Source organism: Dokdonella sp. GW821-FHT11D02 (assembly GCF_058808595.1).
Window position 1 is genome coordinate 1,895,347 of the sequence record NZ_CM179520.1, and the last position, 11,949, is coordinate 1,907,295.

The 11,949-nt window shown below is 67.4% G+C and carries 11 protein-coding genes and 1 tRNA gene; 7 read left to right on the forward strand and 5 right to left on the reverse strand.

Features of this window, described 5'->3' with window-relative positions; translation table 11 throughout:
• The 4 genes from AC3QL3_RS07940 (at nucleotide 1) to AC3QL3_RS07955 (ending at nucleotide 1,910) form a co-directional block, all read left to right on the forward strand.
• Nucleotides 1-897 carry a cation diffusion facilitator family transporter gene (locus tag AC3QL3_RS07940; RefSeq protein WP_492897838.1) on the forward strand — a complete coding sequence of 299 codons (897 nt, stop codon included), beginning with the start codon at nucleotides 1-3 and terminating at the stop codon, nucleotides 895-897.
• A 100-nt stretch (nucleotides 898-997) separates the two neighbouring features.
• Nucleotides 998-1,264 carry a PepSY domain-containing protein gene (locus AC3QL3_RS07945; RefSeq protein ID WP_492897839.1) on the forward strand — a complete coding sequence of 89 codons (267 nt, stop codon included), beginning with the start codon at nucleotides 998-1,000 and terminating at the stop codon, nucleotides 1,262-1,264.
• A 2-nt stretch (nucleotides 1,265-1,266) separates the two neighbouring features.
• The gene (locus tag AC3QL3_RS07950) at nucleotides 1,267-1,803 is read left to right on the forward strand and encodes a cytochrome b/b6 domain-containing protein (protein WP_492897840.1); all 537 of its coding nucleotides are present in this window, start codon (nucleotides 1,267-1,269) and stop codon (nucleotides 1,801-1,803) included.
• 30 nt (nucleotides 1,804-1,833) lie between these two features.
• Nucleotides 1,834-1,910 (forward strand) — tRNA-OTHER (locus tag AC3QL3_RS07955).
• Nucleotides 1,911-1,982: 72 nt separating this feature from the next.
• Here the strand turns inward: AC3QL3_RS07955 and AC3QL3_RS07960 are convergent.
• Together AC3QL3_RS07960 and AC3QL3_RS07965 are read right to left on the reverse strand one after the other, a co-directional pair.
• Complete coding sequence (locus AC3QL3_RS07960) at nucleotides 1,983-2,342, reverse strand: hypothetical protein (RefSeq protein ID WP_492897841.1); 360 nt, start codon at nucleotides 2,340-2,342, stop codon at nucleotides 1,983-1,985.
• A gap of 125 nt (nucleotides 2,343-2,467) precedes the next feature.
• Nucleotides 2,468-4,450: a winged helix-turn-helix domain-containing protein gene (locus AC3QL3_RS07965; RefSeq protein WP_492897842.1), complete on the reverse strand. Its 1,983-nt coding sequence runs from the start codon at nucleotides 4,448-4,450 to the stop codon at nucleotides 2,468-2,470.
• Between the two features lie 189 nt (nucleotides 4,451-4,639).
• Here AC3QL3_RS07965 and AC3QL3_RS07970 point away from each other — a divergent pair, with 189 nt between their 5' ends.
• The gene (locus tag AC3QL3_RS07970; protein ID WP_492897843.1) at nucleotides 4,640-4,957 is read left to right on the forward strand and encodes a hypothetical protein; all 318 of its coding nucleotides are present in this window, start codon (nucleotides 4,640-4,642) and stop codon (nucleotides 4,955-4,957) included.
• Nucleotides 4,958-5,070: 113 nt separating this feature from the next.
• On the opposite strand, the gene AC3QL3_RS07975 is transcribed toward AC3QL3_RS07970, so the two are convergent.
• Nucleotides 5,071-6,048 carry a hypothetical protein gene (locus tag AC3QL3_RS07975; RefSeq protein WP_492897844.1) on the reverse strand — a complete coding sequence of 326 codons (978 nt, stop codon included), beginning with the start codon at nucleotides 6,046-6,048 and terminating at the stop codon, nucleotides 5,071-5,073.
• Between the two features lie 309 nt (nucleotides 6,049-6,357).
• Complete coding sequence (locus AC3QL3_RS07980; RefSeq protein ID WP_492897845.1) at nucleotides 6,358-7,833, reverse strand: hypothetical protein; 1,476 nt, start codon at nucleotides 7,831-7,833, stop codon at nucleotides 6,358-6,360.
• A gap of 499 nt (nucleotides 7,834-8,332) precedes the next feature.
• On the opposite strand from AC3QL3_RS07980, the gene AC3QL3_RS07985 reads away from it, so the two are divergent.
• Both AC3QL3_RS07985 and dacB read left to right on the forward strand, forming a co-directional pair.
• Nucleotides 8,333-9,685, forward strand: coding sequence for a replication-associated recombination protein A (locus AC3QL3_RS07985; protein ID WP_492897846.1), 1,353 nt, complete (start codon nucleotides 8,333-8,335; stop codon nucleotides 9,683-9,685).
• 116 nt (nucleotides 9,686-9,801) lie between these two features.
• The gene (dacB, locus tag AC3QL3_RS07990) at nucleotides 9,802-11,313 is read left to right on the forward strand and encodes a D-alanyl-D-alanine carboxypeptidase/D-alanyl-D-alanine endopeptidase (protein ID WP_492897847.1); all 1,512 of its coding nucleotides are present in this window, start codon (nucleotides 9,802-9,804) and stop codon (nucleotides 11,311-11,313) included.
• A 22-nt stretch (nucleotides 11,314-11,335) separates the two neighbouring features.
• Here the strand turns inward: dacB and AC3QL3_RS07995 are convergent, their stop codons facing one another.
• Nucleotides 11,336-11,941 carry a TetR/AcrR family transcriptional regulator gene (locus AC3QL3_RS07995; protein WP_492897848.1) on the reverse strand — a complete coding sequence of 202 codons (606 nt, stop codon included), beginning with the start codon at nucleotides 11,939-11,941 and terminating at the stop codon, nucleotides 11,336-11,338.
• Between the last annotated feature and the right edge of the window lie 8 nt (nucleotides 11,942-11,949).

An 11,949-nucleotide genomic window follows, 5' to 3' on the forward strand; every position in this document is an offset into this window, starting at 1 on the left:
ATGAGCGCAGGACACGATCACGGCGCGGCCGCGGCCAAGCACGAAGCGCCGTTGTGGTGGGCGTTGGCGCTGACGGCGACGTTCCTAGTCGCCGAAGTCGCCGGCGGCCTTCTGACCAACAGCCTCGCGCTGTTGTCGGACGCCGCCCACATGGCGACCGACGTGATCGCTCTGGCGATTTCGTTGGTGGCGGTGCGCTTGGGCAAACGCCCCGCCGACGCGAAAAGGACTTACGGCTACGCGCGCATGGAAGCGATCGGCGCACTCATCAACGGCGGCCTGCTGTTCGTCGTCGCCGCCTACATCTTGTGGGAGGCGGCGGCGCGCTTTCGCGAGCCGCAGGCGGTGGCCTCGACGGCGATGCTGGTCATCGCCGCGCTCGGCCTCTTGGTGAATCTGATCTCGATGCGTCTGCTCAAAGCCGGCAGCGGCGAGAGCTTGAACGTCAAAGGCGCGTATCTGGAAGTGTGGAGCGACATGCTCGGTTCGGTCGGCGTCATCGTCGCCGCCTTGATCGTCATGACGACGGGCTGGACCCTGGCCGATCCGATCATCGCCGCGCTGATCGGCTTGTGGGTGCTGCCGCGCACCTGGACCCTCTTGCGCGAGGCCGGCAACGTGCTGATGCAGGGCGTGCCGCAGGGGCTGGATCTCGACGTCGTGCGGCGCACGATCCTCGCCCGCGGCGACATCGCCGAAGTGCACGATCTGCACGCATGGGCGCTGGCTTCGCGCCAGCCGGTGCTGACGGCGCACGTGGTGCTCAAGCGCGCCGATGCCGACGCCGAAGCGGTACGCCGCGCGCTCGCGCGGGATCTCGACGAATTGTTCGGCATCGAGCACGCGACGATCCAGGTCGAACTCGCCGCCTGCGAAGCGGAGCGCAGCCATGTCTGATGGCCTACGTTTTCGCCGTCAAGTCGACACACGATCGCACGATCGCATCGATGCTTTTTGCCGCGCGGCCGCAGCCGTGCATCCACCGAAGGAGTTCGTCATGAAGAAGACCGCAATCGCCCTGCTGACGATGTTCGCGCCGACGCTCGCGCTGGCCGACGCGGATTGCACCGCGCATCCCAAAGAAGAATGGAAGAGCGAGCCGGAGGCCAGGGCGAAGTTCGAAGCAGACGGCTACAAGATCAACAAGTTCAAGGTGTCGGGTAACTGCTACGAAATCTACGGCTTCGACAAGAGCGGCAAGAAGGCCGAGATCTACTTCGACACCAAGACGCTCGAAGTGGTGAAGTCGGAGATCGAGGGCTGAGCATGCGTCCGGCATCGGCCACGCGCGTCGAACGGGTTTGGGCTTGGCCGGTGCGGGTCACGCATTGGGGCGTCGCCGCCTTGGTGCTGTTCAATCTGTTCAACGATGCCGGCGGCAAGACGCATCGATACGCCGGTTACGCCGCCGCCGCGCTGGTCGCGGCGCGCGGCGTATACGGCTGGTTCCAGCGCGGGCGTCCGGCCGGTTGGCACGTGCCGACGCCGGCCGCCTGTCTCGCCCACGCGCGTGCGATGTGGGCGGGTCGTCCGCCGCGCAGCGCCGGACACAATCCCCTGGGTGCGGCGATGGCGCTGCTGCTGTGGTCCTTGATAGCGGCGTTGGCGACGACCGGCTGGATCAGCCGCTGGGACCGTTTCTGGGGCGAGGACTGGCCGGTCGACCTGCACGCGGGATTGTCGGTCGCATTGCAGATCGCCGTGCTGCTGCATCTCGCCGGCGTCGCCGTCAGCAGCTGGCTGGAAAAGCGCAACCTGGTCGGCTCGATGCTGAGCGGCCGCAAACTCGTCGATCGCGATTGAGGCGCGCCGGTCGACGAGACACTCCCTCACGGGCCTGGAGCGACAACAGGTGAATCGGGGCGCTTGCCGCATCCCGATCCTCGGTTCGAATCCGAGCAGGCCCACCATTTCTGCGCGCAGCGCGCGAGGTTCGCCGACGAGCGCCGGCCGAACCCTCGGGCGTACGCGCGCGCAAGCGGTCATTCGTCGAAGCCGGCTTCCTTTGCGGAGATCGCCTTGCAGGTGGCGCGATCTTTTTCTCCGACCATGCGCTTGTCGCGGACGATCGACGGCTTGGAACGATCGATTTCCCACGCGACCGAACCCTCGTTCGCGCTGACTTTGTCGCCGGCGAAGACCGCCTTCACCTTTCTCTGACTGCCGGTGCTCGGGGCATACACACCCAAAGTTTCCGAGGGTTCGTCCAGCGAGAAATGAAACACCTGGGCTTTGCCCGAAGCTTGCGCGAACTCGCAGGAGAGATAGGTCGGCGCCGCTGTCGCGTTGACGGCGGATAGCAGCAGGCCGGCGGCTGCGGCGAAGTGGGCGAAAGTTTTCATGCGATGAATTCTCCGTTCGAGAGGTGCGCGTCGTTGCGGGTAGAGCCACGTGTTCGGACATCACCTCTCCCATAAGCGGGAGAGGGAAAACAGCCGCAAATTGTTGCGACGGGCGCCGTCTGCGTCTAGTCGCAAACCGCCGCGTCATTGTGCGCACGACATTGCGGCGGGAATCCGTGCTTGCTCCAGTAGGCGACGATGCCGTTGTCGCGCAAGTAGTCGCCGAATGCCGGATCGCGGCGCAAGTAAACCAGATCGCGACTCCACAGCAACAGGTCCCAAGTCGAGTACGAGCGCTTTCTCAAGGTGTCGAGCTTGCCGATCAGTTCGGCCGCACGGGCCGGCGCGTCGGGCAGCAAGACGCTGCTGAAATTGAACAAGCCGGTGTCGGTTTCGAACCGGTGCATCTCCGCCTCCGCCTGCGGCCAATGCGCGGGGTCGACCAGGGCGCGAGTGAAGGCGTCGTAGGACGCCTTCAATCTCGGCGCATAGGTGTCGAGCACTTCCGTGCTGCCCATTTCCTGTTCCACGACGCGCGCCGCTTCCGTGTAGTCGCGCCGCCAGACGGCGTTGAACCAGCGTCCGTACATGGCCAGCACATCGGTGTGCCGGTACTGCTCGCGCGCTTCTTCGTGACGACCTTGCGTATCGAGAAGGCGCGCCAGGGTGAAGCGCTTGGCCGGGTTGATCGGATCGCGCAGCACGTCTTCGTGCGCCATCGCCACCGCACGGTCGAGATATCCCAGCTGCGCCAGGTTTATCGCTGCCCAGTAACGCGCGCTGTAGAAGTCCGGCGCCAGCTGCACCGCCTTTTCCAACTTCGTCTGGCAGGATTCCCATTGGTTCTCGCGGCAGGCGGCGGTGCCTTGCACGAACCAGGGTTCGGGCAGGCTCGGGTCGAGTCGTTGCGCGATGTCGGCTTCCTGCATCGATTCGGCGCGCAAGGCCGCCGCCAGCAGCGGCCGCCGAAACGCACGTGCGCCGAGCGCGAGTGCGAGCCCCGCATGCGAGCGCGCATCGTCGGGGCGCTCGCGAATCAGCGCGCGAAACTCGTTCTCGGCCGGCTCCGCCGTCTGCTCGACGCCGCCGTCGCGCTGGCGCAGCAACGCTTGCGCGGCGAGATAGCGGCGCAGGAATTCGGCGTCGCCGCTTTTCGTCACCGCGTTCGCCGCGACGCCGAGCGTCAAGGTCAGCGAGGTGGCCACGGTGCTGGCGATCTCGCGCTGCAAGAGCAGCACTTCGGTGGCGTCGCGATCGAAATCCTTCGCCCACAGCGTGCGGCTGCTGCGCGCGTCGACCAGGCGCAGCCGTATGCGCAAGGATTGCCCGGCTTGCTGCAGGCTGCCCTCGAGCAGATGCGAGATACCGAGCCGTTCGACCCACTGCGCGGGTGCGGTGGATTGGCTCGCGGCGAGCCGAGTCGATTCGCCCGCGATCACGCGCAGACCGTCGATTCGCGCCAGGCTGCCGATGAGTTCTTCGCTGAGCCCGTCGGCGATCGTGCGCGTGGCGGCGGTGTCGCCGATCGGTTTGAGCGGCGTGACCATCAGCGTCGGAATGCTCTGAACGGCGCTCGGCGGCGCCGGTGCCGGCTGCGTGACGGGCCACGCGTACCAGCCGATGGCGAACAGCAGCGGCACTGCCGGCACGAACCAGAACCAGGCTCGCGCGCGCCGGCGTGGCGGCGCGTGATCGCTGGCGCGGCGCTTGGGAACCGTGTCGGAGACGATGCCGGGCGCGGCGCCGGAATCTGCTGCCGTCGGCGCGTCCGTTCGCGGCGGCGATACAGGCGGCGGAAGGTCGAAGCGGTAGCCCGTGCCGTGCACCGTGTGCAGCAGGCGCGGGTGCTGCGCATCCTCGCCCAGCGCGTGGCGCAGCAGCGTCGCCACGCGATTGAGCACGCTCGGGGTAACGTGGCGGTGGCTCCAGACGGCGTCGAGTATTTCCTCGCGCGTGAAGACCCGGCCGGGCGAGGCGGCCAGCAGCGCCAGCACGCCGAACGCCTTGGGCTCCAGCGTTTGCTCCACGCCGCCGCGCCACAGACGACGACCGGCGAAGTCGATCACCACATTCTCGAAGGCGAGCGTCTTCGGTTCGGTCAGGGGCATGCGGGCGGCATCGGAGCGCGATCGGTTTAAAGCATACGCGCAAAGCCCACGCCACCAATCCTAAGCATTCCCTAAGCTTTTGCGATGAAGCCTCAGCCGGCCCTGCGCGTACCATCGAGACCGGCCAGCGCAGACGTCGGAAGCTGCTGACGCCGGGAGTGCCCCGGTTTCTCCTTCGAGGAAGCCGCCATGAACACCCGTATCGACATCGCGCGCCGGATTCTGCTTCTCGCCGTCGCCGCCGTTCCGCTCACCTGCATGGCGGGCGAGCCGCGCAGCGTCGCCCGCGAAGTCGTCATCGATTGCGTCGACTTCACCTTACCGAGCCAACGTGCCGTCGGCGAGATGGTGGGCCAGCACAACTTCGGCCAGGTCTACGCCACCCGTGCGCGTCTCTTGGTCGAAGCGCGCCGTGCCTGCCGGCGCGAGAACGCGGCACAGGTTCGCCTGGTGCTGGCGCCGCCGGAGCGGGTGCCGATTCCGGCGAATGCCACGGCGGCGCGTTGATTGGGTGAGGTGCGAAGGAAGCGGTTGATCGATATCCGCCTGCGCGCGCTTGGCGAAAGGTTCGCAGCGCTTCGCAAGCATTCGGAATCCGACGCCGGTATCGCCGCCGCGTTTCAGGGATCGTTGTCGTCGAAGAACACCGTGTCCAGATAGGCGCCGATTTCGTTGCCGAAGCGGACGGTCGATCCGAACGCGGGGTAGTAGCGGTTCTCCAGATCGGTCGGAATGAATGCCGTGACGGGACAGTATCGGATCAGCGGCGTGCCCGAGCCGAGGCGGTAGTCGCCGCCTGCCGCATCGGTGAAATGCGGGTCGAGGCTGATCAGGTGATCTGAAGCCGGCGTGAGGCTCGAAACGGCGAAGGACTCCACGTCGGACCAGTCGATGGTGGCCGGCCGGCCGAAGTAGAGACTGGCCGGCGCGTTGCCCCAGGCGACGATGCCGCGATAGAAGTACTCGCCTTGATCGCCGCTCGCATAGATGCCGCCGGTACTGCCGCTGCCGGCGCTGTTGGCGGCGACGGTGACGAAGCCCAGACGGCTCTGGCTGCCATCGCCGCTGGTGTGCAGGTAGGCGCCGCCGCCTTCACCGCCGGCGCTGTTGCCGGCGATCAGGGCCGAATTGATCTGGATCGGACCGTAGCCGGCCGGGGCCGCGCCGGCCACGTACAGGCCGCCGCCGTCTCCACTGGCGTGATTGTTCACCACCGCGATCCAGTTGAAGCCGACGCTCGCCGCGGCGGTCACGCCGTAGTTCACGCGGATTCCGGCGCCGACCTCGGCGTTGCCGTTCTGGACTCGCATGCGTTGCAAGTCGACGAGCGCGCTCGGGCGGGTGATCTGCAGCACTCCGCTGCGGCCCTGCGCATCGAGCACGGTGCTGGTCGGCGAGGGCGTGCGCTGCACGCAGCCGGTGGCGTATCCGCCGTAGAGATTGAGCCTGGCGCCGGTGCTGAGCGCTTCGCTGCGGAATGCCTCGCCTTCGGTCAGGTAGGTGCCTGCGGTCATGCGAATGGTGGTCGCTTCGTCGACGTAGAGGCCGCCGTCGGACACCTCGGCCAGCGCTTGGCGCAGCTCGTCTGCATTGGACACGCACACCTCGCGCGCCGTCGCGGCAGGCGCGGTCGCCATAGTCGCGAGGGCGAGCGCCGCCGCCGTCGGCGAGAGTCGAAGGAAATGCCACGTCATCGGAATATCACCCTGTCGCTGCGCAGTGTCATTCGCGATCGACGGCACGCGGAGGAACATGCGCGCCGCGAGCGAACGATTCCAAGGGTGCATCTTAGTGGACAAGTAGAAAGTTGGATCGCCGCTGCGCGAGTCGCAGGTCGATCGCAAAAAAAAGCGAGGGGCGGCAGCCCCTCGCCAAGCCTTCATCCAACCCCAACTCTCAGCGCGCGCTCACTTGCCCGCAGATTGCGGCAACGGCGCGCCGGTGTATTGATTGAAGCGCAGTGCCTGATTCGGGCTGCGCAAGAGCAGCGGCAGCTTCTGATCGGCCGGGCCGACCGCCGCCCACCACAGCTTGAGCGATTTGAACGAGAACACTTCGTCGAAGTCGGTCGCGACCGAGCCGGCGTCCATCGGCTGGGTGCCGGGTCGATTCTGGAACCACTTCATCCATTCCTTCGAACCGGGCGCGGGCGAGCAGATCAGGCTGCCGGTCGGGCTGGGCTTGCCGTCGTTGCCGCACAACTGAAAGCCGGGCGGCTTGTCGGAGGGGAAGGAGGGCAGCAGGAACGAATCCATCTTGTGCTGCGCCACGTTCCACTGCGCCGTGCTGTGGCAGCTCATGCAGCTCGAGTCGGGCGCGTTGCGCATGACCGTGCCGTTGACGGCGATGTCGTTGCGGCCGCCGTCGTTGGGACCGGTCAGGCGGTCGCCCCAGCCCAGCGTCTGCGTCGAGTAGAGCGGCGCGGCCGGATTGTTCCAGTTCTCTTTCAGCGGCATGCCCGCCTGCGTCGCTTGCGGGTCGTTGCCCCACTGCGCGCCGAGCGGCACCATCTTGTCCCACACGTCCCCCTGCACGCTGCTGTCGTAGACCAAGGTCATGAAGACCCAGCCGGTGATCGGCGAGGACTGCGTGTCCTTGACGATGATGTCGAACTGCGCCACGTAACCGGGCCACACCTGCGGCCGGCTGTTCGAACCGACCGGCAAGTACATGTTCCACACCTGCGCGCCGTTCATCGCATCCCACCAGTCCAGCTTCTTGGTCGGATCGGTGGAAGCGAACACCGCCGCCTTGACGATGATCGAACCTTCGGCGAACTGCATGTTGGCGGTCTCGATCGTCGGCTTCATCGCCGAATCGCCCCAGACGTGGTAGAGCGAATACGCCGAGCGCTGGTCGTAGTAGGTCAGCACGTGCGTGTCGAAGGTCGTGCGCAAGCCGGTGCCGGGAAACACCGAGGGGCCGAACGAGCCGGCCGAGTAGGTGCCGCGGATCGATTCGCGCAGGCTGCCCAGCCACGGCTCGTTGTACCAACCGGCCTTGGCCGCGTCCCACTGGTCGTAGTTCATGATCAGCTGGCGCGCGTTCTGCGCGACCGCCTTCTTCAGTGCCGCCGCATAGGCCGGCGCATTGCTCACCGTGATCGGTCCGTTGTTGATCGCTTGCTGCCACGGTGCGTTTTGCAGCGGCGGCAGCGGCGCGGTCGGCCAGGCGTGATTGAGTTTGAACAAGGGCCCGTTGTACACGCCGCGCGGCGGTACCTGGCCGTTGTTGTCCTGGAACGGCGTGGCGCCGCGCAGGTCCTTCATGGACAGCGTCTCGCCTTGGCGCAGGAACGCGTTCGCGGCGCCCGCGTGCGCGGTGGCGAGATGGCCGCCGCCGAGCAGCAGGCAAAGCAGGATCGGAATTCGCTTCGACGTCATGTCTTTCTCCCCTGAAAGGATCGAAATGAGTGGCAGCGCTGCCCCTGCGCGTCGCTGCCGGAATGAAATGCGCAAGCGGCAACGGCGGCGTGCCGAAGCCGATCGCGAGCGGGGCGCACTTCGAGATTCCCCTTTCGCCGCGCATCGGCACGGCGCCTCCGTCGCTGTCGAGGCCGCATCGGCGTTGGATTCTTGCGGCGCGGCGAAGGGAAAGCGGCGCCCGCTGCGGCCAAAGGGGGACGCAGACGATCCAAGCAACTCGCAACAACGCCGGCACTGTATCGGCCGGACGATCAACGGAACGTCAATTGTGCGTATGAAAAGTCGCGCTGCGTGCCAGGCTGCGCGGCGTCGCAGCGTCGCTCCGGAGAGGCCTGCGCGGGGACGCATGGAGTAGAACGGGACGCGCGTGAGGCACAATCGGTCTTGCCGGCGCCGCGCCGCACGCAGAAGAGGCGGGCGGCGGCGCCGTTCCAGCCGCCACGCCACCGATCGCACGATGCCACGCCGCAAATCTCCGTCACGCGAAACCGGATTGTTCACCGAGCCCGAAGACTTGAAGCCGCTGGCCGAGCGCATGCGGCCGCGTTCGCTCGATCAGATCGTCGGGCAGACGCGCCTGCTCGGACCCGATACGCCGTTGCGCCGCGCGATCGAGGCCGGCCACGTGCATTCGATGATCCTGTGGGGCCCGCCCGGCTGCGGCAAGACCACGCTGGCGCTGCTGCTCGCGCGCTACGCCGACGCCGAGTTCCGCGCGATCTCGGCGGTATTGTCGGGCTTGCCGGAAGTGCGCGCCGCGCTGGCCGAAGCCGAAGTGCGCTACGCGCAAGGCATCCGCACCCTCCTGTTCGTCGACGAAGTGCATCGCTTCAACAAGCTGCAGCAGGACGCGTTCCTGCCGCACATCGAACGCGGCGTGATCGTGTTCGTCGGCGCCACCACCGAGAACCCGTCGTTCGAATTGAACTCGGCGCTGCTTTCGCGCTGCCGCGTGCACGTGCTCGAAGCGGTGCCGGCGGAGGCGATCGCGGCGGCCTTGAAGCGCGCCTTGAGCGATCGCGAACACGGTCTCGGTACGATGGACATCCGCATCGACGACAGCGCCTTGGCGACGATGGCGCAGGCCGCCGACGGTGACGTGCGGCGCGCGCTGACCTTCCTCGAAATCGCGGCCGAGCTGGCGCGCGACGGCGTCGTCGACGAAGCGACGCTGGCGCAAGTACTGGCCGACCGCACGCGCCGCTTCGACAAGGGCGGCGAGCAGTTCTACGACCAGATCTCGGCGCTGCACAAGTCGGTGCGCTCGTCCGATCCGGACGCCGCGCTGTACTGGCTCACGCGCATGCTCGACGGCGGCTGCGATCCGCCCTATCTGGCGCGGCGCATGGCGCGCATGGCGGTGGAGGACATCGGCCTGGCCGATCCGCGCGCGTGGCGGATGGCGCTCGACGCCTGGGACACCTACGACCGTCTCGGCAGTCCCGAGGGTGAACTCGGCCTGGCGGAGCTGGCGATCTATCTCGCCATAGCGCCCAAGAGCAACGCCGCCTACATGGCCTTCAATCAGGTCAAGAGCGTGGTGCGCGAAACCGGCACCCTGGACGTGCCGATGCATCTGCGCAACGCGCCGACCAAGCTGATGAAAGGCCTCGGCTACGGCAAGGGCTATCAATACGATCACGAGGCCGAAGGCGGCATCGCGCTCGACCAGCAGTGCCTGCCCGATGCGTTGACCGATACGAGTTTCTACACGCCGACCGAGCGCGGTTTGGAGGGCAAGTTCCGCGACAAGCTGCTCGAGCTGCGCCGCCAGCGCAGCAACGCGCGCAACGGGCGGCACGAGGAGTGATCCGCATTCGATCGATATGGCTCAGCGCGGTTTCGCGGCGGCCGCGGGTGCGGTCGTGGTAGAACGCTAGCGTCGGCGGCGCGGCCCGCGCGAGCCGAAGTCGAGGATATCCAAGGATGAGGAAACGACGCTTGTTGGCGGTTCCGTTCGCGCTGCTTGCATTCACCGCGCAAGCCGCACCGGCACCCTCGGCCTTGGCGCAACGCATCGACGCGCACATCGATGCGCCGCGCTTCGCCGGCGCCAGCTGGAGCATCCAGATCGTCGCGATCGACGGCGGCCAGACCCTGTACGAGCGCGACGCGAACCGCCTGCTGGTGCCGGCCTCGACCGCCAAGCTCTACACCGGCGCTTTGGCGCTGGAGACCTTCGGTGCCGACTACCGCGTTTCGACGCGCTTACTGGCGACCGCGCGGCCGGCGCGCGACGGCAGCTTGCACGGCGATCTGATCCTGCAAGGCCACGGCGACCCGACGCTCGGCACCGAAGCGAATGCGGATTGGGCCGAACGCCTCGCCGACGCCGTGCGCAAAGCCGGCGTGCGCAAGATCGACGGCGACCTCATCGCCGATTCGACCTATTTCGCCGCACCGTCCTATGGCGGCGGCTGGGAAGCGGCAGACCTGCAAAGCTGGTTCGGCGTGCCGGCCTCGGCGTTGGCGGTCGGCGAAAACCTCGCGCGCCTGTACGTGAAGCCGGGTGTCGTGGCCGACAGCCCGGCACTGCTGCGCTTCGAGCCGAGCTGGATGAGCGAAGCGTTCGAACTCGACAACGAACTGCGCACGGTCGCGCCGCCGGGCAAGACCGACATCAATCTGGTGCGCCGGCCCGGCGAGCGCCGCGTCAGCGCGTTCGGCCGCGTGTCCACGCGCGCGGCGGAGTCGGACTACCGCCTGTCGCTGCCCGATCCGCCGCTGATGGCCGGCTACGCCTTGCGCCGCGCCTTGGGCGACTACGGCGTCGAGGTCGGCGGCAAGATACGCAGCTTTTCCTGGCCGCAGCACCTCGACCTGCGCGAGCCGGACAAGCTGTGGACCATCGGCCACGTCGTGTCGCCGCCGCTCGGCGACATCCTGCGGCGCGGCTTCAAGCTGTCGCAGAACTTGTATCTGCAGAACTTGCTCCTGATGGTCGGCGCGGCGGAGGCGCAGCGATCGGCGGCGGGCAACGTCGATGCCGGATTCCGCTCGACCGAGCAGTTCGCCAAGATCGCGATGCGGCGCTATCTGGATCGGCTCGGTATCGCGCCGGAAGCGGTCAGCCTCGACGACGGCGCCGGACTGTCGCGCCGCAACCTGACCTCGGCGGCGGCGTTCGTGAAACTGCTGCTGGCGCACGCCGACGATCCGGCCAAGCGCGCGTTCCGCAGCGCGCTGCCCGAGGCCGGCGTCGACGGCACTCTCACCGGCCGGCTGCGCGATTTGCCGGCGCGCGGCAAGGTGTTCGCCAAGACCGGCGCGATGGCGCAGGTCGCCTCGCTCGCCGGATACGCGGTCAGCGCGAACGGCCGGCGCCTCGCCTTCGCGGTGATTCTCAACAACTACGTGCGCAGCGCCGACTCGGCGCGCATGAGCGCGGAACTCGACGAGATCGCGAGCATCCTGGTCGAGGCCGCGCCGGCGCCTTGAGCGGCGCGCGCATCGAACGCGTTCAGCGCGGCAGGCTGGCCTCGATCAGGCGCTCTGCGTTCGCGACCAGCGATTTCGCCGGGCCGCCCTTGCCGAACAGCTGGCCGCTGGCGTAGGCGCCTTCGAGCAGCAACAACAGACCGTCGCCGAGCGCCTGCGCGTCGACCGCACCCATCTTTTTCGCCATCGCGACCAGGCGCGTGCGCAGCGCACGCTTGTTCGCCTCGGCGACTTTGCGCGCGGGATGCTCGGGCTGCGGATACTCGACCGCGGCATTGGTCAGCCCACAACCGCGATAGCCGTTCTTGCTCGCGCGCTGCGCGAGGCCATTGAAGTAGGCCAGAAGATGCGCGCGCGGATCGTCGTCGCTGCCGCCGGCGGCGGCGTCGAAGCGCTGCCAGAAATGCGCTTCGTAGTCGCGCAGGTAGGCGGCGGCGAGTTCGTCCTTGGAGGCGTAGCTGCGATACAGGCTCGGCTTGGTCACGCCGGCGCGGCTGACGATCTCGTCGACGCCGATCGCGCGGATGCCCTCGCGATAGAACATGTCGTCGGCGACTGCGCGGATGCGGTCGATCGCGCGGGGCGGAGTGGCAGGGGCGGGTTTGACGGCTTTCTTGCTCGTACTCACGATGTGTT